Origin of the sequence: Psychromonas aquimarina ATCC BAA-1526 (genome assembly GCF_000428725.1) — a bacterium.
Classification (GTDB): Bacteria; Pseudomonadota; Gammaproteobacteria; order Enterobacterales; family Psychromonadaceae; genus Psychromonas; species Psychromonas aquimarina.
Genome location: NZ_AUAM01000011.1, coordinates 49,469 through 69,690, shown reverse-complemented (window position 1 = coordinate 69,690; position 20,222 = coordinate 49,469). Strand labels below are relative to the sequence as shown.

Genomic DNA, 20,222 nt, shown 5'->3' with positions numbered 1-20,222 from the left:
TATGCTAGATTTCCAGTTTATCTGCCCGTTAGTAAACGGCATTCATGCGCGTCCTGCGACAGAAATTGAACAGCGTGCTGCTAAGTTTGAAGCACAAATTACTATTATTAACCAAAGCAAAGACAGTAAAGCCAATGCCAAAAGTGTGTTGTCTATGATCGGCGCCGACATCCTGCTTAATGACCAGTGTCAATTTGTTTTCCAAGGCGCTGATGAACAGCAGGCTTATACTTTTTTTAAAAGCTTTGTAGAGAATGAACTTGCAGATATCGACGGCCCTGTAGAGACTGCCGCTGCTGATACCATGCAGGATTTACCCCTGTTCTTAGAAAAAGCGCAGCCGCAGTTTCTGCGCGGCAAGGCTGCCAGCAGCGGTATCGGCCGTGGTAAGCCGGTTATTATCGGCAAGATTGATCTGCATAGTGTTGCCGAACAGTATCCTGCTGCTGACAGCAGTGAAAACAGCAAGGTGATTAACAGTGCTGTGCTTAAAACAACCGCCGCGCTGGAGCATGAAATAGAGCATGCAGATACGGATGCTAAGGCGGTTTTAGATGCGCACCTGGCAATTATCAAGGATACGCAGCTGCAGGATACTATCAGCAAACATATAGATGCATTTAATGCGCCTGCGGTGATTGCCCTGGCTGGTGATGAAATCTGTCAGACACTTGAAGGCAGTTCAAGCAGTTATCTGCGTGAAAGGGCACTGGATATCCGTGATATTGCTAATCGAATTGTTGAAAATATTGTGGGTGAAAAAATCAGTAGTGATTTGAATCTGACACAAGGCAGTGTGTTAATTTCTGAAGGTCTGCTGACACCAAGCCAGCTGTTAGCCCTGCCGAAAGAGATGATTAAAGGTCTGGTGATGGGCGACGGTGGTGATACTTCACATACGGTGATCCTGGCCCGTTCATTTAATATCCCGACATTAACGGGGGTCGAGCAGGCTGTTCAGCTGTGCAGCGCTGCGCAGGAAGTGATTGTTGATGCTAGAGCCGGTGTACTTATTGCTGACGCCAATGAAATGACCAACAAATATTATCAGCTGGAAGCTGTTAAACAGGCGAAGATTGAAATACGTTTAGCTAAATTTAAAAGTGCGGCTGTTTCTACTTCTGACCAGGTCGAGCTAAACATCTCAGCTAATATTGTTACCTCTAACGAGATCCTCTCCTCTTTAGAAGCCGGGGCCGACGGTATCGGTCTGTTTAGAACGGAAATGCTGTTTTGTGAACGTGCTGTGCCGCCGACTGAAGAGGAGCAGTTCGAGCATTATAAGTTTGTTGTAGAAAATGCGGCAGGTAAAAAAGCCGTTATCCGCACACTTGATATCGGCGGTGATAAACCCTGCGAATATATGGGACTGCCTGAAGAGGAAAATCCGTTCCTGGGTTACCGGGCGATACGTATGTATCCGGAGTATGAAGATATTATCAAAACCCAGTTTAGAGCACTGGTTCGTGCCGGCGAATTTGGCGAAGTCTCGATTATGGTGCCGATGATTTCAAATCTTGATGAGATCAAATGGATCCGCAATATGCTTGATGTTGTTACTGCGGAAATATGTGCCGATAGTAATAAAACCGTTAAGGTATCACTGGGTATTATGGTGGAGGTGCCGTCCACATTATATTTACTGGAAAAAGCATCTTCTTATATCGATTTTGTTTCCATCGGCAGTAATGATCTGACTCAGTATTTCCTGGCCTGTGACCGTGGTAATAAGAATATAGCTAACCTTTATAATCACCTGGATCCGAGTTTTCTGAGACTGGTGCGCGATATTATTGCTAACGCGGATCAGGCAGGGCTGCGGGTCAGCCTGTGTGGTGAGATGGCTTCTGATCCGACTGCTCAGCCGCTGCTGATCGGGGCCGGTTTACGTAACTTCAGTATGTCTGCATCACTTATCGGTAAATCAAAAGAGCAGCTTTGTGCACTTAATGTTTCAGACTGTCAGGCACTTCTTGCAGAAGCGATTGATGCGGATAATCCGGCACAAGTCACAGCATTGGTGGAGAAATTTACGGCTGCTGATCAGCAGATGCCGATTATGTGCAAGTCGCTTATTTTTACTAAGCAGGCTGTTTCCAGCAAAGAGGAGGCTATTAAACGCTTAACCGATAATCTTGAAGCCGAGCTGCGTATTCCTGTTGCCGGTAATGTTGAAAAAGCAATCTGGGACCGTGAAGCGGTATTCTCAACGGCACTGGGGTTTTCTGTCGCTATTCCGCACTGTAAATCGGAACATGTGAGTCAAAACAGTGTATCGGTAATGACTTTAGATAAAGGGATCGACTGGGGGAATGATACCAGTATTGAACTGGTGATTATGCTGACCGTCAGTAAAGATGATAGTGACGATACGCATATGAAAATCTTTTCTAAGATTGCCCGCAAGCTGATGCATGAAGATTTCAGAAGTTCGCTGATTGATTCTGATAACCCGGAAAGCATTCTCCACACTCTGCAGGAAACCATTGCGGCCTAACTAAGGAAGGCCGGTTATTCCCGATGCCTGGGTTGAACCGGCTTTAATATCATATGAAAAATAATCGTACTTTTACCCTGATGCTGCTGGCAATGACCTTTTTTACCTGGGGTCTGCTGACTTCTGCAAACAGTATTTTAGTGCCGCACTTTCAAGAGCTGTTTAACTTGAATTACAAGCAGTCAATGTTTGTGCAGATTGCCTTTTATCTGGCTCCTTTTCTGGCATGCATCCCCACATCGATAGTGATGAACAGATGCGGTTATAAAATGACTTTATCAATGTCATTGATTTTTACAGCTGTCGGGGCTGCTCTGTTCTTTTCTGCTGTCTCTTTCGGCTCATTCAGCGGATCACTTGCTGCTATTTTTATTCTCGCACTGGGAGTTGCGGCCATGCAGGTTGTTGCTAATCCCTATGTGACCCAGCTTGGTGAAGCTGCATCGGCATCAAGAAGATTAACTTTTACTTCATCGATTAACTCGCTGGGCACAACGCTGGCTCCACTGTTTATCGGTCTGACTCTGGCTGCTTTTGGCATTGCTAATCTTTATCTCGGTATCGCTTTTGCTGTTTTAACGCTGGCGCTTGTTATCATTAAAAGTAATATTCAGGATTTCAAAAGTGATCTGCGTAGTAATTTCAGCGGGCAGATGCAGGCGCTGCTTAAGCAGAAAAATTTTATGCTCGGTGCCTGTACTATTTTTGTTTATGTTGGTGTTGAGGTGAGTCTCGGCACTGTCACCATCAGTTATCTTACCGATGAAAACATTGCCGCGCTTGCGCCGTCTAAGGCAATGACTCTGATCAGCCTGTACTGGGCCGGTTCAATGTTCGGCCGTTTTGTTTATAGTGCATTCAGTCAGTACATCGAGCCCTCTAAGGCATTAGGTATAAGTGCTTGTTGTGCTTCGCTGCTGATTATTTTTGCCGTTTTAAACAGTGGTATTTACGGCGGTGCGGCTTTAATTTTAGTCGGCTTGTGCAACTCCTTTATGTATCCGGTTATCTTCTCGAAATCAATTGAGGGCTTAGGTGCTCTTACCGGAAGCGCCTCTGCGGTTCTGATTATGTGCGGTATTGGCGGCGGAATTGTGCCGTTTATACAGGCAGTGATGGTTGATTTAAGCAGTGTAAGAATGAGTTATATGGTGCCCTTATGCGGCTATCTATTTATTTTAATTTACAGTTTTTACAGCAGGAAAAATGCAGCTCAGCAGTTATATAACCAGGAGATTCGCGGATGATTTATTTGCCTTTTTATAAAATGAGCAACACTATTCAAAATTATGACTGGGGCAGTAAAAGCGCCATGCAGGATCTGTTTGCTTTTCAGAATAAAGCTCAGCAGGCGCAGGCAGAATTATGGATGGGCGCGCATGCCAACGGCTGTTCACAGCTGTCGGTAGGAGATGATTTAATAAAGCTTTCTGACTTTATAGCACAGGATCCAATGCTGATCTTAGGCGAAAAAACAGCGCATGAATTCGGCCAGCTGCCTTATCTGTTTAAAGTTCTGGCTGCTGAGAAGGCTTTGTCTGTACAGGTTCATCCAAATAAACAGCAGGCGCAGGCCGGGTTTGCAAAAGAAGATAAATTAGAGATCCCGCATAACGCTTTTAATCGTAACTATAAGGATGCCAATCATAAACCCGAGGTTGTCTTTGCTTTGACTGAATATCTGGCAATGAACGGCTTTCGTAATATGCAGCAGATAGTAGAAGACTTTCAGTCTATTGATATCCCGGAAATAAAGCCGCTGCTGCAGGCTTTTGCCTCTGATTTAACAGCAGGTGGTCTGCAGAACTTTTTCCAGGCAATGTTATTACTTGAAGGTGAACATAAAGCCCGTGCTGTTCAGGCATTAATAGTTTATGCGCATAATAATCGGCACCTGCCTTTGTTTGCTTTAATTGCTGAATTAGCACGGCAGTATCCCGGGGATATTGGACTGTTTTCACCGCTTATGCTCAATGTATTGACACTGCAGCCGGGAGAGGCGATGTTTCTGGATGCCTGTACACCGCATGCTTATATTAAAGGAACCGGGCTGGAGATTATGGCAAATTCCGACAATGTACTGCGGGCGGGCTTAACTCCTAAGTATATTGATGTGCCGGAACTGCTGGCTAATACTCTTTTCTGCAGCAAAGCGGCTGAGGAGCTGTTATTAAAACCGCAGGCAGATGCCGGCTGGCAGAATTATATCGTTCCTGCCGCCGATTTTAAGTTGAGTATTGCAGATAACGTAGAGGATCTTTGTGTAAAGGTTAACAGTGCCGAAATTATCTTTGCGGTTGATGCGCCGCTTAGAGTGAATCACGGGGATGGAAGTACAATAACAATTAATAAAGGTGAATCGCTGTTTATACCTGCTTATGCCGTTGATTATCAGGTCAGCAGTTCCGGGCAGTTAGCTCGAGCCTATAATTAAACGACCGTATTGTATTATATGTAGTTGAAATTTATGCAAATTTCAACTGCATTCTTCTGTGCTTAAACCTAGTGAGACTGAACCGTGCCGTACAGGGTCTGGTACAAACCGTCCTGCTCAACTAAATCAATATGTGTACCCGACTGCGTGACCTTGCCTTCCTCTAATACATAGATAATATCGGCCTGTTTTACTGCCGATAAACGGTGCGCCACAATCAGAGTGGTGCGGCCTGCTAAAAAGGTATTTAAGGCGTGATGCAGGGCGCTTTCGGTTGCGGTATCCAGTGCTGAAGTCGCCTCATCTAAAATCACAAACTGCGGATCGCTTAATACCATTCGTGCTATAGCAACACGCTGGCGCTGCCCGCCGGAAAGACGTATGCCCTGACGGCCGAGCTGTGTATCTAACCCTTCGGTCAGCTGTTCCATCAGATCACTGAGCTGCGCAACATTCAGCGCCTGCCATAACTGTGAGTCATCGTAGGCTGCTCCCAGAGCTAAATTATTTCGCAGACTGTCGTTAAATAGGACCGGCTGCTGCAGTACCACGGAAATATTATCGCGGATTATATCAAAACCTATCTCAGTGCTTTTCTGACCGTTAAACAGAATCTCACCGCCGCTGTGCTGATAAACACCGATTAATAACTGAATTAACGTTGATTTTCCGCCGCCGCTGGATCCTACCAGTGCGACTTTTTTTCCCGCCGGAATATGCAGGGACAGATCATTTAATACCCGGCTTTCTGCATCGTAAGAAAAGTTAAGATTGTTAATTTTTATATCGATGCTTCGGCTGTTAATAAACGGGTTTACTTTACTAACCGGACGGCGCTCTTCTTCTAACTGTAACAATGAGTTAATACGTTTGATGGCGGCAGCTGCGCCGTACCAGGAAAACTGAATATTCAGCAGCTCCTGTACCGGAGAAAGCATAAACCATAAGTAGCCGAATACAGCAAAAATCTGACCTATGGTTAAATCGCTCATTAATACCATTAACATAGCGACGGCCCGGAACAGTTCAAAACCTAATAAAAACAGTAAAAAGGAGAAACGACCGGCAGCTTCACTCTGCCAGGCATATTTATCGGCGCTGCTGCGGATATCATCGGCCTGATTCTTAAGCTGGTTAAGAAACTCTTTTTCCCGGTTAGAAGCGCGCAGCTGATAGATGCCGTCTAAGGTTTCGATTAAACGGTTTTGAAATTTCTCAAAGGACTGGTTCTCTTTCTTTTTAAGATGTTTTACCCGAGAGCCTAATTTACGTGAGAAAAACACCACAAGCGGGTTTACCAGCAGAATAAATAAACCTAAACGCCAGTCTATCCACAATAAAATAACTGCCGTGCCCAGCACAGTTAAAAAGCTTATTAAAAAACGGCTCAGGGTAGTGCCGATAAACTGATCGATAGTTTCGATATCGGTAACAATATGCGCATTGATACCGCCGCTGCCGCGTGTTTCGTACTGACGGATACTGATCCGTCCTAGTTTATCGATCAGTTTGCTGCGGATGGTGTAAGTAATAGTTTTTGATACCAGAGTGAACTGGCGGCTTTGTAATATATTAAGCACCTGGCTGGTGGTACGCATTACAATTACGCACAGGAAAATAACCACAATATAGCTTGCAGGCTGCTGCCACTGGCCCGGCAGGAAGTTATTCATAAAAGCTATGCCGCCGGCTGGATTATGAAGCAGGACTTCATCTACCATCAGCGGCATCAGTAACGGAATAGGTACGCTGATCAGGGTCGCGATAACTGCGATGAAATTGGCGCTGATCAGGCGTTTTTTATGCTGTCCGGCTTTTTTTAACAGCCAGTTCCGGTCAATAAATTCATTTTTGTAGTCTGTCAAAGTGAGAATGATTCCTGTTTTTTGCCCACATTGTACTTAGATTCTGTTTTCTATGAACAATAAAGTTAAAAGCATAATGGATAAATTCAGGTTTTTGGGAGAGATGATTATTATTTTAAATCATATTAACCATAGCGCCATTGCTTGTTATGTTATAACATAACAAACGAGATCTATTATCATTAACCAAGAAGTCAATATTATGAAACTTTTCAATAATCTGTTTAATCACTTCGGCAGAGCAGGGGCCGGCTCTATTTTATTAAGCGGTATTGTTTTTCGCTTAAGCATTGCTCTAAGCCTGCTGTCCGTGCTCTGGTCAACTTTGTTTATCTATTTTTAGGCTGAGCAAGTGATTAAAATATCGCAGTTAACAGTGCACTATCAAAATATTCCTGCGCTGGAAAATATTAACACTGAGATTCACCAAGGTGAGATGCTTGCAGTTGTCGGCGCCAATGGTGCTGGAAAATCTACTCTGCTTAAAGCAGTTATGGGTCAATTAAAACCTGCCGCCGGGTGCGTTGAATTTCAAAAATACGGTTTGAAAAATATTGCTTATCTGCCGCAGAGTCAAAAAGTCGACCGCAGTTTCCCTATTACCGTTAAAGAGTTTGTATCCGCCGGGACATGGCGAAAAACGGGACTTTGGCGGGCGTTTACACCGCTTTTAAATAAACAGCTTTCGGCTTGTTTAAGTCAGGTGGGGCTTAAAAACAGTGAACATAAGCAGATTGGCGAGCTTTCCGGCGGGCAGTTTCAGCGTATGTTATTTGCACGAATGCTGATTCAAGATGCACAGATCTTAATTTTAGATGAACCTTTCAACTCGGTTGATATGCACACTACCCGGGATCTGGCTGCTGTTATCCAGGCCTGTCATGCTGCAGGTAAAACGGTGATTGCTGTGATCCATGATATGCACCTGGTAAAGCAGTATTTCCCGGAAGCTCTGCTGCTTGCCGGCAGGCTGATCGCCAAAGGGCCGACTGAGCAGGTATTAACGCAGGATAATATGTGTAAAGCCGGTTTTCATCCCGCCGTGGTTAATGAATTATGATAAACATACTTTTTGAACTATTTATCGAACCTTTTTCAAATTATTCATTTATGTCCAGAGCCCTGTGGGGCTGTCTGGTTTTGAGTATTAGCGCTGCGCCGATTGGTGTTTTTCTTACCTTAAGAAAAATGAGCTTAACCGGGGATGCAATGGCACATGCTATTTTACCCGGCGCAGCTGTCGGTTTCCTGGTTTCCGGGCTTTCTATTTTTGCCATGACCATAGGCGGTATTATTGCCGGCTGCATTGTGGCTTTATTATCGGGTTTTGTTGCACGTCACAGCAGGGCAGAGGAAGATTCAAGTCTGGCTGCATTTTATCTGTTATCACTGGCGGTGGGGGTGCTTATTATCTCTTCTAAAGGCAGCAGTGTAGATCTGCTGCATGTTCTTTTCGGATCCACGCTTGCTCTGAATAATGAAGCCCTTCTTTTACTGACCACTATTGCCAGCATTTCAACCTTGGCGCTGGCTTTGATTTACCGTGCTTTAGTTCTGGAGTGTGTTGATCCGGATTTTTTTAAAACGGTAAGCCGCATGGGGGAGGCCGTCCATTATATTTTCCTCCTTTTGGTGGTTTTAAATTTAGTAGCCGGATTTCATGCGTTAGGTACATTAATGTCCGTGGGTTTAATGATTTTACCGGCTGCAGTTGCCCGCTTCTGGACTAATCAGCTGGGGTCGATGATTTTGATTGCATTTTTATGTGCATCACTCAGCTGCTTAGGCGGTTTATTACTTTCTTATCATTTTGCTCTGGCTGCCAGTCCGGCAATTATTCTGGTTCTCGGCGGGCTGTATATCATTTCCATTATTATGGTTAAGCAGCGTGATTTATTTTCAAAAAAACATACCTCTCTTTCATTTTCGGGACAAACTAATGATTAAACATATTAAAACCTTTATCTGGCTTCCTTTGTTATTAAGTTTAAGCGCGGTTAATGCGGCTGCTGAGGAGAAAATATCTGTTGTCGCCAGCTTTTCTATTCTCGGCGACATTACGGCGCAGATTGGCGGTGATAAAATCGAGCTGACCACTTTAGTGGGAAATAATGGTGATGCGCATACCTATAACCCTGCACCTAATGATGTAAAAAAAGCAGCCGCTGCAGATCTGGTGGTATTAAACGGCCTTGGTTTTGAAGGCTGGCTGCCGCGGTTACTGGAATCTTCGCATTTCTCGGGTCTGCAGATCAATGCATCAGATGGTATTTCACCTCTTGAAGGCGCCTGCAGCCATGACAAGCATCAGGAACATGAGGCACACCATGAGAATGAAGATGCAGACGATCATGACCACGAACATGAGCACCAGCATGTAGACAGTCATGGGCATCATCATGATATAGATCCTCATTCCTGGCACAGTATCAAAAATGTAAAAATATATGCGGCTAATATCAGCCACGCTTTAAGCTCCATTGATCCCGATAATGCTTCTTATTACCAGGACAATTTAGCTGTGTATGAGCAGAAACTTAATGCTCTGGACAGTAAAATAAAGACGATGTTTGCCTCTATTCCGCAGGAACAGAGAAAGGTGATTGTTCCCCATAATGCATTTGCTTATTTTCAGCGTGACTATAAAGTAAGTTTTTACTCATTACAGGGAACAAGTACTGAGTCTGAAGCCAGTGCGGCTGATATTGCCGCTGTGATTGATCAGATTCGTAAAAATGAAATCAAAGCGGTTTTTGTGGAAAATATCAGTGATAACCGTCTTATCGAACAGATAAGTGCAGATACAGATGCGCAGGTTGGCGGAAAATTGTTCTCGGATGCGTTATCTAATCCAGGTCAGGGGGCTTCCAGTTATTTGGAACTGATGGAACATAATGCATCCTCACTGGTTAAGGCATTGAAATAATAAATAATAAATAATAAGAGCAGCAGGATCTTTTCTGCTGCTTAAAAATGGTTGGCAAAGGTAAGTATGACTGCATTACCGCTATAGCTGCTTTTGGCCTGGCTGTTTTCCAGTGTTGTTTTTGAATAAGCGTATTTTAAGCCCATATCCCATTCACGATTTATCTGATAATTGATACCTGCTTCAGCGGCAAGATAACTGTCATTTTCCCAAAACTGGCACTGCACTTTAGCCAGAGTCGACAATGCAGGTGTTATTGAGTATTTTCCTTTCAGCGTGCCGCTCGGCATTGCCCGCCAATATTGATCCGATGCCGTTTCTGTAGAGCCTTCCTTTGATGCGTCAAACCCAAACATATGTACATACATACCTAAACCGACATTTATTTCTAAATTATCCGTTACTTGTAACCCTTTATAAAGATTAGAGCCGAGCATCCAGTGACGAAATGCGCTGAAGACCTCCTGGCCTCTGGAAAATGACTGTCCGTCAAATTCAAAATCTTCACTGACTATGCCGCTGCGTCTGGTTTCGTTAGGATTAAACTCCAGTTCAAACTCATTATTATTCTCTAAGGCATACTGATAATTAACATAAGCAAAGGGCTGCAGCTTATCTACTAACTGTGCATCATATAGATACTGATCAACCCCGGATTCTGCAGCGCTGTCAGTCAGATTGGCGCCGATACCTAATTCAAGACGATGCTTTATTGGAGTGCGTCTCAGTTTATTTACTTTCCTGCTTTCTTTTTTGTCAAAAGCGTTATTCATTACTGTAACACCAAGCGCAAAACCGTCATTAGTGGGCTGTGCATTAAAATAAACACCTTCCATCCGATAAGGTGAAACAAAATACTGATTCATTAAAAAAGCAATTCCGGCTGCCGCTGTTACGTCTCCTGCAAAATGATAATTCCCGTAGATACGGCTGGCGCCGACAAAGCTCGCGGCCGCATAAGCCGGGATCCCCCATTCAGAACCATATCTTGACTGTAAAAAAGCAGCGCCGGAGAAAGCCGCTCCAGTATGTCCTGAAGGAAATGAGTTCCAGCTGCTGCCGTTAGGGCGTTTGCGGCCGACCGTATTTTTTGTTCCGTGAATAATCAGCTGCGTGCTGAACGTTGAGTAGGTCAACTGCTTTGCTCCTTCCATATCGTCGTGCATCCAGGCTGCAAATAAACCGGTCACAGGAACCAGTATCTGCACCATATCTCCTGCTTCAACAATTGAATCATTAACTGAGTATTCAATGTTATTTGCGCTGAAGGCCGCGGAGGGAAAGATAACAGAGGTCAATAGACCGATAGTAAAAAATTTATTCATAAACAACCCTGGATGTTTTGTTTTAGCCACAGTGGAAATATCACTAGTTTATTTTGTAGTTCAGTGAGTCTTTAAATTAACGTTTTATGTCACACCAAATTAAGTTGCGAGAGGTTAAATAATAATCGATTTAATGTCAAACTAATTGTTTGGTGATTATATGAAAATACAGAGCAGGTTACTTAAGAAGAGAATATGTATATAGACCTCTTGTGTGACGGGGTTTTAGATAAGGTTTTTGCCAAGGTGAGATTAAAAAAGATCGAAAATAAATTGAACTTTTTTGAAAGTAACTCTTGACGTTTGATGTTGAACTCAATATTATCTCGGTCGTTCCACATCAAACCTTAATTCTTTTTACTTGTCAGGTAACAAATATGAAAAAACTACTAGCTGTTTCTATCGCTTCTGCTCTATTTTCTGCATCAGCGGTTGCTGGAATCCAAACTGAAATCTCACAAGACAGTGTTAACGAATCTACTTTTAAAGCGGGTTATGCGTTAGATAACGGACTATCTTTTGGCGCTGAGTATATTTATGCACATGCCAATAAAAACAATGCTAAGAATCAAAGCAAAGAAATAACACTTGAATCAGCTTGGAAGTTCGACTTAAACGATAATCTTTGGATTCAGCCTCAAGTTGCTGTGACTTTCCCGTCAGACCGTACAATCATTAATGATCTGCAGATTGGCAGTATTAACTTTAATGCAGACAAAGGTAATACTTATAAAGTGGGCCTGAAGGGCGGTTATGACTTTGATTTCGGTTTATACACAGCAGCACGCTACCGTTATGACTACCAGAAAGATACATTGACTGGTACGGAAAAGGGTCAAACAGATGAAATTAAGTTTAAAAACGGTGTTCACCGTACTGACTTAACAGTTGGTTATGCTATTGACTTAGTTGATGTGTCGCTAAACTGGATTCATAGAGACGGTAAAGTTGATATGAGCGGCCGTGGTGAATCAGAAGGTGAGCGCTGGAGAAACAATGATTACGAATTTAAAGTGGCATATACACAATACAAAACTGTCGTTCCTTACGTTCAGTACACAGCTAAAAGCTCTGTATCAGGTTTTGAAGGCTTTAAAGGTGCGCGCAGTAATGAATTCAAATTAGGTGTAATGGCTTCATTCTAATCTATGTCCTGCTTTTATGCCTGGTTTTTGACCGGGCATTTTTTTACCTGATTTTTATGCGAGACTATTTATGAGAAAAATAACATCACAATTCAGTACTTATCTGATTCTGCTTATTGCCGCTGTTATTCCATTTTTAACCAGTGCCTGTAATGAGCAGACAATAGACAGCAGCAAATTTACCACTGTTGACAGTATTGAAATGCCGCTGCCGGACGTTGTTGAGATTTTTGCTTTGTCCTGCGGTCACTGCCGAAATATTGAAAAGATGTTAAGAGAGTTAGAGCAGAAAGCCGGTATTTCAATTCATAAAATGCATGCGGTTTTTAATGAACGCACGGCTAATGAAGCATACTTATATTACAGCGCTGATATACAGCTGCCGCCTGTACAAAAGCAGCGTGCTGAATTCACTGAACATCTTTTTGATTTAATACAGTCTCCTGCATCTGCGCAGTTCTCAAATGGACGGGAGTTATACCTTAAAGAGCTGTTTCAGCTGTACGATATTACCAACCCTGAGCAGTTAACTCAGGAACAGCACGAGAAAATCATCAGTTTAAGCCGCCAGTCGCAGGATCTGGTAAATGCAGTGCGCCTTTCTGCTGTGCCGACACTTATCATAAAAGGTAAATATATAATTAATTTAGGGGCTCACCGCAGCCTTGATGATTTACAGAAAACCATTAGCTACCTGCTTAATAGTTAGCGCTTTAATTGTGCTGTGGTTTGATGTTGAGCCTTTTGTTTTTCACTATATAATTTGCTTTATTCAGGAATCAACCGGCTAATAATATGAAGCGGAATATTGAAAAACAATCTTTAATCGTTGGATGTTTCGCTAATCTTATTATGGCGGCTGCCGGCTGGGCCGCTTTTTACTTTTCTGGATCTGAAGCGCTGCTGTTAGATGGTAATTTTTCATTTGTTTTGTTTTTGACGGGAATATTTACCTTAATTCTTAACTATTTAAAGTCGTGTAAAGCTGATCGTGATTATCTGGATCACGTCTACTGTTTATTTAAAAGCCTTCTTATTTTTAGCGTGCTCTTAATCGCTCTTAGCGGCAGCCTGGACAAAATTTACTATTACATAAACGGCTGTTGTACAAAACCCATTGAAACGGGGATTATTGCTTATTATGTTGCGCTTGTTGTTTGTATTTGTTCTGCTTTGGCTGTTTTTTATAACTATCAGAATAAAAGAACGGGTTACAGCAGCGGGGTATTAAAAACCGAAGCAGCTGCATCTATGATTGACGGCCTGGTCTCTTCGGCCGCCGGTCTGGCCTTAATCGTAATTGCTATGATTGACTCTTCCTCACCGTTTGTCTTTATGCTGTATATCGGCGATGCTCTTGCGATTCTTATTCTGGCAGTGTTTATGATCAGAACACCTGTGAGTATGATTGTTGAATCATACCGCAGGATTTTCGTCAAAACGGTTATATAAGCGGGCAGGCGGGCGGTTTACATGAATTGCCGAGCTATATAAAAAAGGCGCTCATGTGAACGCCTTCTTTATCATTAAGTTAATCCTGCTGTTGTTCTTTATCTTCGAAATCAAACCACTCCGGGCTGAAGGTTCTGATAATGCCGCTCATAGCTTCTTCAACTATCGCTAGATTCTCCGGCGCAACATGGCTCATCGAATTAGCAACTGCCTCGGTGATAATCGGTTTAAGCTGATCATGAATTTTTTTACCGTATATGGTTAAAAAGACACGCTTGGCATTTCTGTTTTTAGGGTCATCGGTTACAGCAATATACTCGTTTCTTTTCGCGTGGCGAATCAAACTGGAAAGCGTACCTTTACTGCGTACCATGCGTTTAGCAAGCACAGAAGGCCTTAGGCCGTCTTCATAATCTAATTCCATTAACAAGAATAATTGTTCAACATTTATTGTATCGTTAACCTTATTTATTTCCAGCTGCAGATTATTGTGCAGTAAGCGCATTGCGATCCAGGTAAGACCTGCTGTATCACGATAGGCATTTGACGACGCTGACATATAAGAACCCTTTATTTTGTATGTGCTGGAATCATACCCTTGTTAGCAGTAAATGCATAATTTATGTTCTATATCACACCTTTATTCTTTGATTATTACAGCTGCTGTTGAATGAGCTTAGGCTTATTAGATAATTATAAAAAGTGAAAATCTGTACTTGAGGTTTGGTATTAAATCTTTTGCGTGCTTTTTATTGGGTATCTGTTACGATTAACCTGTTAAAACAGTTTACCCATTTTCCTCCCTCAATATTTTTTGCGGGAGGTTTTTTATCCGCTCATTTTTATAAAACAGTTCACTGCCTGCCGATACATAATAAAACGCGCCCGCTCGGTTCAACTGATCAGAATTTGCCTATCAAAAATCAGATAATAATTAACCAAAACAAGAGGCTGGCTTTATTTTTATATTGAAAAGTCGACTAACATAATATACCCAAGCCACTTGAAGATGCAGGAATCAGCAAGTCGAGAGATGATTAGATTCAGGGCATAAAGCCGCAGGTCTAGCATTCTACATCAAGGTTTTATAACGCTGAAGATGGTTGGCTCTCGCCTTGCCCTGCGGGAGTCTAGCTCGAAAATCAGCACGGCGTTACAATATTTGAAAAGGGAATTACCATTCTCTGCATATTGTGCCTTGTTCTGATTTCCGAGCTAAGCTCTGAATCTGTATCTTCAAGTGGTTTGGGTATAACTCTGCGTCCTGAATTTATACGATAGGAAATAGCTATGCCTTACTTATCAAGTCTGTTAATAACTGTCAGCCTTCTGTTTTCTAACTGTCTTTTTGCGCAGGATAGTGCATTTAAAATTATTGAAAAATCTGATCAGCAGATGCGCGGTGAATCGAGTTACAGTGAAATTACTATGAATATTATTCGCCCTGACTGGACCCGCAGTATGAGCATGAAAAGCTGGACGAAAGGGCTGGATTTGTCGTTGGTGTTAATTACTGCGCCGGCGAAAGATAAGGGCAGTTCTTCATTAAAACGTAAAACAGAGATGTGGAACTGGGTACCCGGTATTGAACGGGTGATTAAAATAGCCCCGTCAATGTTAGGGCAGTCCTGGATGGGATCGGATTTCACTAATGATGATCTGATTAACCAGTCCTCTATTGTGGTGGACTACCATCATAAAATGATTTCCAGCGAAGTTTTTGATAATGATGACAGTTACGTGATTGATGCTGTGGCTAAAGCAGATGCGCCGGTAGTCTGGAGCAAGGTGCGCTTATGGATATCGAAGGATACCTATCTGCAGCGTAAGGTTGAGTTTTATGATGAGTTTGATGAGCTGGTGAACACCATGAGTACCTATGATATCCGGGAGATGGGCGGACGATCTGTTGCTGCACGTATGGAGATGATCCCTGCGGATAAACCCGGGCAGAAAACAGAAATGATCACCCATCAGGCGCAGTTTAATTTTGAAATAAACGAACAGTTTTTCTCTCAGAGCCAGATGAAAGCCCTGCGGGATTAGCCGCAGTTCTTGAGACTGTTCAATTAATCTGATTTTAGCGGGTAAACAGATGATCAAAAGCGGCCGCGGCTGCGTATATAAAACAGGACTGTTATGTTAGTGAAACTTGCCTGGCGAAATCTCTGGCGTCAAAAGCGCCGCACCATTTTAACTGCTTCTGCGCTGGCGTTAGCACTGATTCTGTCGTTAGTGATGCGCTGCATTCAAGAGGGCAGCTACAGCGCGAATATTGAAAATATAGCGCGTCTGTCTACTGGTTTAATTCAGCTGCAGCATCCGGAATTTAAAGAGAGCCAGAGTATCGATGATCTGCTTTCTGCGGAGCCCTCCTTTATCGATTTTGCCCGGCAGGTCTCAACTGTCGAAACTGTTTTACCGCGCATAGAGTCCTTTGCACTGGCCGCCTCCGGTGATAAATCCAAAGGGATCCTGGTTTTAGGTATTGATCCGCAGCCGGAGGATGATTACTCCAGCCTTTCCAGAAAAGTGATAAGCGGCAGTTACTTTGGTGATCCGAACAACAAGTCAGATAAACCGCAGGTATTGATAGCCGAAGGCCTGGCACAGCAGCTGAACTTAAAGGCAGGTGATGAACTGGTTCTGTACGGGCAGGGGTACCGCGGCCAGACGGCCGCCGGTTTGTTTATCATTCAGGGAATTGTGCATTTCCCCATGCCGCAGCTGAATAACCAGCTTGTGTATATGCCTCTGGAGGCAGCGCAGCGTTTGTACAGTACCGGGGATTTAGTGACTTCATGGGTTCTGCATACCGACTCACTGGCTGATGTTGAACAGGCGGTCAGTGCTTTAAAAAATCATTACACGCAGGCAGTAAATGTACGGGACTGGCTGGATCTTTCCCCTGATTTAGCGCAGCAGATTCTTATGGACCGCAGCAGCGGGCTGATATTAATGTACCTGCTCTACGGTATTGTCGGTTTTGGTTTATTTGCCACCCTGCTGATGATGACGCTGGAACGGCAGCGTGAATTTGCAGTGATGCTGGCCACCGGCTTATTACGGATTAAGTTATTAAAACTGATCTGTATTGAGTCCGCATTTATTGCTCTGCTGGGCATTATTATCGGACTGCTTATCTCCTTTCCTATCCTTATCTGGTTATTGTTTAACCCTATTACACTAACCGGTGAAACGGCACAACTGATGCTGGAAATGGGCTATGACCCGGTTATCCCGGTATTATTAGCCCCGCAGTTATTTATTAATCAGATTGTGGTGGTGCTGGCTTTACTGGCTCTGTGTTTAATTTACCCGCTGCGGCGCCTTTATAAAATCGATCTGGTTTGTGCATTAAAAGGAGGTGCACATGCTGCTTAAACTTGCCTGGCGTAATTTATGGAGAAACAAGCTCAGAACCAGCATAGTATTAGGCGCCATGGTTTTTGGTCTGGTCGGAGTCACCCTGATGATCGGTTTTATGAACGGTATGATGGATAATATGATCAGTAATACCGTTAACTGGCAGACCAGCCATCTTCAGGTGCATAAAAAAGGCTACAGTGCAGATCCGGAGATTCATAAAACCATAGAAAGCAGCCGCGGCTTAGAACTTCTGCTTGATAAGACTGCGCAGATAAAAGTATGGACTTCCCGTCACCTGGCGCAGGGTATGATTGCTTCCGCACGCAGTACTCGCGGTATTACTATCAACGGCATTGATTTACAAAAGGAAGCCTTAATTACGCCGCTTGCGCAGAATATATATGACGGTGTCTGGCTGGATGATAAGGGCCGTAATCCAATACTGGTTTCAAAAAAAATAGCGCAGCGTTTAAAACTGCGGGCAGGATCGAAAGTTGTGCTGACTTTTACTGATAAAAACGGTGATGTCAGCGGGGCCGCATTTAGGGTACGCGGTTTGTTTGAAACTCCGTCCAGTGCTTTTGATGAAATGAATGTGTTTGTGCGTAAAGCGGATCTGCAGCTGCTGAGCGGTATTGAAGGCGACCATGAAATTGCGCTTTTAGTAAACGATATTAAGCAGCTAGAGTCAGTTAAAGAGAAGGTCCGCGGCGCGATGGCGCAGTCTAACAGTGTACAGAACTGGGAAGAGCTGCAGCCTATGCTGGCCGCTATGTCGGCAAGCATGGCATCAAGCAATATTATTATTCTGGTGATATTTGTGCTGGCGATGGGTTTTGGTATTGTTAATATCCTTTTAATGTCGGTATTTGAACGCACCTGCGAATTTGGTGTATTGATGGCCGTCGGTATGCAGAAGCACAAAATACTGCAGCTGATTTTACTGGAATCTACTTTCTTAGGGTTAGTTGGTGCAACACTCGGTCTACTTTTATCACTGGCCGCTCTTTCAATATTAAATGTTACCGGGATCTCCTTAACCGCGATGGCGGATGGTTTAAGCGCCATGGGGCTGGATACTTTGTTATATCCTCAAGTCCCCGCAAGTGATTTTGCTGTTATTTTTATTACTGTGGTACTGGCTAGTTTCTTAGCTGGTTTATATCCTGCCCGGCAGATATTAAAACAAGAGCCAGTACAGGCCATGTCGGAGAAGCATTGATAATACTCAGTACAAGCTATGTCGGAAAAGCATTAATAATTCAATTGTCGGAGAAACAGTAAATGAGCATTAAATTAGAGCAGTTGTGCAAAATCTATAATGCCGATACGGATTTTCCGGTGCATGCGGTTAATCACCTGGATTTAGAAATCAAACAGGGGGAGTTTGTTGCTGTGATGGGACCTTCCGGTTCAGGTAAAACTACGCTGCTGAATATGCTCGGCGGTATTGATACTCCCACTTCAGGTAAGGTACTGATTGATGGTAATAATATTCTGCAGCTGCATGATAAACAGTTAATTGCTTTTCGGCGCGATAATATTGGTTTTATCTTTCAGGATTACAGCCTGCTGCCGGTATTAACGGCGCTTGAAAACGTGGAGTTTGTTATGCAGCTGCAGGGGCATAGTGAGCAAGAATGCCGTAAACGCGCCACAGATCTGTTAATTAGGGTGGGACTTGCTGAACATCTGCATAAACGGCCTGCTAAGCTTTCCGGCGGACAGCAGCAGCGGGTTGCAGTAGCGAGAGCGCTTGCGCCCAGCCCGAAGTTTGTGATGGCGGATGAGCCTACGGCAAATTTAGATGCCAAAAGTACCGCGGAACTGCTTGATATAATGCAGCAGTTGAATGAACAGGAGGGGACCACCTTTATCTTCTCCACTCATGATCCGCGGGTTATCAGTCGTGCTAAACGGGTTATTGTTTTTGAAGACGGTTTGAAAAAAGAAGATACGGTACAGACTGAGGTTTCACAGTGAGACAGGTCGGTATACTTAAATACTATGCAGCCTTAGCCGCTTATTTTATCTGTACAGCTTGTGCGGCACAGATACCCGGACTGGCCCCGCAGAAAAACTGGGATCTTTCCGGTTATATCAAATATATGGGGTCTGCTAATCTGCCCGATGATTATGCACACAGTTATGATCATCTGCTTCACCAGCGTTTTAATTTTGAATATCGTTTTAACAGTCAGCTGCGTTTTAACGCTGCTATGCGTAACCGTCTTACGGCAGGCGACAGCGCTGAACTGCCAGGATATGCTGAGTTTATCGGCAACGATCCAGGTTATCTGGATTTATCTGCAAACTGGTTAGACAAAAACGGGCTGCTGGGTAATACCCAGTTTGATCGTCTTTACCTCGACTGGTCAAATAAAGAGTGGCAGGCGCGGTTAGGCCGCTCCCGTATTAACTGGGCGATGACTACCCTGTGGAATCCTAATGATATTTTTAATTCCTATTCAATTTATGATTTTGATTATGAAGAGCGGGCGGGAAGCGATTCTGTTTTATTAAAACGTAAACTGGATTTTGCCAGTTCACTTGAAGTGGTTTATAACCCGAATCAGGACAGTGAGTTAAACAGTTATGCCGCGCGTTATCTGTTTAACAAGCGGGGCTGGGATATGCAGCTGCTGGCTGGAAAATCACAGTTAGATCATGTTCTCGGCGGCGGCTTTGCCGGTGATATCAGCGGTGCTGGTCTGCGCGGGGAAGTTACCTGGTTTGAACCGACTCAGGACAGCTGGTTTAACGGAGTTGAAAATATTGATCTGCAGTCAGCTTTGGTCTCCAGTCTTGAAAGTGATTATAGTTTCGGCGGACGGCGCAACTGGATGGGGAGGCTGGCCGCTTTGTATATCTCTGAGCCGCAGGACCAGAACAGTGCATTAGAATTTCTTAATCTACCGCTGACTGCTCGCACCTTAAGTTTTAGTAAAATGACCTATTATGCGGATCTTAGCTTTGATATCAGCTCCTTAAGCCGTTTAACCTTTTCCGGCAGTTATTATAGCGACGGCTCTTATTATCTCGGCTTAAGCAATAGTTATTCGCTGGCCGATAACTGGCAGCTGCTGATGGTTGTGCAGCGTTTTGACGGGGCGTCCGGCAGTCTATTCGGTGAAACTCCAAGTCTTCTGGCTTTTGCGCAGTTGAAGTGGAGTTTTTAAAAGCTGTGGTGTATCTTGTCTGCTGAATTT

18 protein-coding genes are annotated in these 20,222 nt (G+C 43.6%); 15 read left to right on the top strand and 3 right to left on the bottom strand.

Annotated features, from left to right (window positions below; translation table 11 throughout):
* The first annotated feature begins 1 nt into the window (after nucleotide 1).
* Genes ptsP through manA form a run of 3 tightly spaced genes read left to right on the top strand, consistent with a single transcriptional unit; the run spans nucleotide 2 to nucleotide 4,931 of the window.
* Nucleotides 2–2,497, top strand: a complete 2,496-nt coding sequence (ptsP, locus tag G337_RS0103945) for a phosphoenolpyruvate--protein phosphotransferase (RefSeq protein WP_028862718.1) — start codon at nucleotides 2–4, stop codon at nucleotides 2,495–2,497.
* A 53-nt stretch (nucleotides 2,498–2,550) separates the two neighbouring features.
* Entirely contained in the window at nucleotides 2,551–3,744 is a 1,194-nt protein-coding gene (locus tag G337_RS0103940) for an MFS transporter (RefSeq protein ID WP_028862717.1), read from the top strand.
* On the top strand, nucleotides 3,741–4,931 hold the full coding sequence (gene manA, locus G337_RS0103935; protein WP_028862716.1) for a mannose-6-phosphate isomerase, class I: 1,191 nt from the start codon (nucleotides 3,741–3,743) through the stop codon (nucleotides 4,929–4,931). The genes G337_RS0103940 and manA overlap by 4 nt, the downstream gene beginning before the upstream one ends.
* Before the next feature lie 68 nt (nucleotides 4,932–4,999).
* On the opposite strand, the gene G337_RS0103930 is transcribed toward manA, so the two are convergent.
* Nucleotides 5,000–6,796 carry an ABC transporter ATP-binding protein gene (locus G337_RS0103930; protein WP_157619205.1) on the bottom strand — a complete coding sequence of 599 codons (1,797 nt, stop codon included), beginning with the start codon at nucleotides 6,794–6,796 and terminating at the stop codon, nucleotides 5,000–5,002.
* Between the two features lie 202 nt (nucleotides 6,797–6,998).
* Here G337_RS0103930 and G337_RS28545 point away from each other — a divergent pair, with 202 nt between their 5' ends.
* The 4 genes from G337_RS28545 to G337_RS0103910 are packed head-to-tail and all read left to right on the top strand — an operon-like array spanning nucleotide 6,999 to nucleotide 9,722.
* The gene (locus G337_RS28545; RefSeq protein WP_157619203.1) at nucleotides 6,999–7,139 is read left to right on the top strand and encodes a hypothetical protein; all 141 of its coding nucleotides are present in this window, start codon (nucleotides 6,999–7,001) and stop codon (nucleotides 7,137–7,139) included.
* 9 nt (nucleotides 7,140–7,148) lie between these two features.
* A complete protein-coding gene (locus G337_RS0103920) occupies nucleotides 7,149–7,856 on the top strand; it encodes a metal ABC transporter ATP-binding protein (protein WP_028862714.1) in 708 nt (235 codons plus the stop codon).
* Nucleotides 7,853–8,743, top strand: coding sequence for a metal ABC transporter permease (locus G337_RS0103915; protein WP_028862713.1), 891 nt, complete (start codon nucleotides 7,853–7,855; stop codon nucleotides 8,741–8,743). Before G337_RS0103920 ends, G337_RS0103915 begins: the two co-directional genes overlap by 4 nt.
* Nucleotides 8,736–9,722 carry a metal ABC transporter solute-binding protein, Zn/Mn family gene (locus G337_RS0103910; protein WP_028862712.1) on the top strand — a complete coding sequence of 329 codons (987 nt, stop codon included), beginning with the start codon at nucleotides 8,736–8,738 and terminating at the stop codon, nucleotides 9,720–9,722. Before G337_RS0103915 ends, G337_RS0103910 begins: the two co-directional genes overlap by 8 nt.
* A 41-nt stretch (nucleotides 9,723–9,763) precedes the next feature.
* Here the strand turns inward: G337_RS0103910 and G337_RS0103905 are convergent, their stop codons facing one another.
* The gene (locus tag G337_RS0103905; protein WP_028862711.1) at nucleotides 9,764–11,047 is read right to left on the bottom strand and encodes a phosphatase PAP2 family protein; all 1,284 of its coding nucleotides are present in this window, start codon (nucleotides 11,045–11,047) and stop codon (nucleotides 9,764–9,766) included.
* Between the two features lie 377 nt (nucleotides 11,048–11,424).
* On the opposite strand from G337_RS0103905, the gene G337_RS0103900 reads away from it, so the two are divergent.
* The 3 genes from G337_RS0103900 (at nucleotide 11,425) to G337_RS25560 (ending at nucleotide 13,644) form a co-directional block, all read left to right on the top strand.
* Nucleotides 11,425–12,192 carry an oligogalacturonate-specific porin KdgM family protein gene (locus G337_RS0103900; protein ID WP_028862710.1) on the top strand — a complete coding sequence of 256 codons (768 nt, stop codon included), beginning with the start codon at nucleotides 11,425–11,427 and terminating at the stop codon, nucleotides 12,190–12,192.
* Nucleotides 12,193–12,262: 70 nt separating this feature from the next.
* Nucleotides 12,263–12,901: a thioredoxin domain-containing protein gene (locus G337_RS0103895; RefSeq protein ID WP_028862709.1), complete on the top strand. Its 639-nt coding sequence runs from the start codon at nucleotides 12,263–12,265 to the stop codon at nucleotides 12,899–12,901.
* Between the two features lie 86 nt (nucleotides 12,902–12,987).
* Nucleotides 12,988–13,644: a cation efflux transmembrane domain-containing protein gene (locus G337_RS25560; RefSeq protein WP_051302937.1), complete on the top strand. Its 657-nt coding sequence runs from the start codon at nucleotides 12,988–12,990 to the stop codon at nucleotides 13,642–13,644.
* Between the two features lie 79 nt (nucleotides 13,645–13,723).
* Here G337_RS25560 and G337_RS0103885 read toward each other — a convergent pair whose 3' ends face one another.
* The gene (locus G337_RS0103885; RefSeq protein ID WP_028862708.1) at nucleotides 13,724–14,203 is read right to left on the bottom strand and encodes a MarR family winged helix-turn-helix transcriptional regulator; all 480 of its coding nucleotides are present in this window, start codon (nucleotides 14,201–14,203) and stop codon (nucleotides 13,724–13,726) included.
* Between the two features lie 731 nt (nucleotides 14,204–14,934).
* On the opposite strand from G337_RS0103885, the gene G337_RS0103875 reads away from it, so the two are divergent.
* From G337_RS0103875 to G337_RS0103855, 5 genes are all read left to right on the top strand, one after another.
* Nucleotides 14,935–15,690 carry an outer membrane lipoprotein-sorting protein gene (locus G337_RS0103875; protein ID WP_028862706.1) on the top strand — a complete coding sequence of 252 codons (756 nt, stop codon included), beginning with the start codon at nucleotides 14,935–14,937 and terminating at the stop codon, nucleotides 15,688–15,690.
* Nucleotides 15,691–15,783: 93 nt separating this feature from the next.
* Nucleotides 15,784–17,028: an ABC transporter permease gene (locus G337_RS0103870; protein WP_028862705.1), complete on the top strand. Its 1,245-nt coding sequence runs from the start codon at nucleotides 15,784–15,786 to the stop codon at nucleotides 17,026–17,028.
* The gene (locus tag G337_RS0103865; RefSeq protein WP_028862704.1) at nucleotides 17,018–18,235 is read left to right on the top strand and encodes an ABC transporter permease; all 1,218 of its coding nucleotides are present in this window, start codon (nucleotides 17,018–17,020) and stop codon (nucleotides 18,233–18,235) included. The genes G337_RS0103870 and G337_RS0103865 overlap by 11 nt, the downstream gene beginning before the upstream one ends.
* A gap of 62 nt (nucleotides 18,236–18,297) precedes the next feature.
* A complete protein-coding gene (locus G337_RS0103860) occupies nucleotides 18,298–18,996 on the top strand; it encodes an ABC transporter ATP-binding protein (RefSeq protein WP_028862703.1) in 699 nt (232 codons plus the stop codon).
* Nucleotides 18,993–20,192, top strand: coding sequence for a hypothetical protein (locus G337_RS0103855; RefSeq protein ID WP_028862702.1), 1,200 nt, complete (start codon nucleotides 18,993–18,995; stop codon nucleotides 20,190–20,192). The genes G337_RS0103860 and G337_RS0103855 overlap by 4 nt, the downstream gene beginning before the upstream one ends.
* Nucleotides 20,193–20,222: the final 30 nt, after the last annotated feature.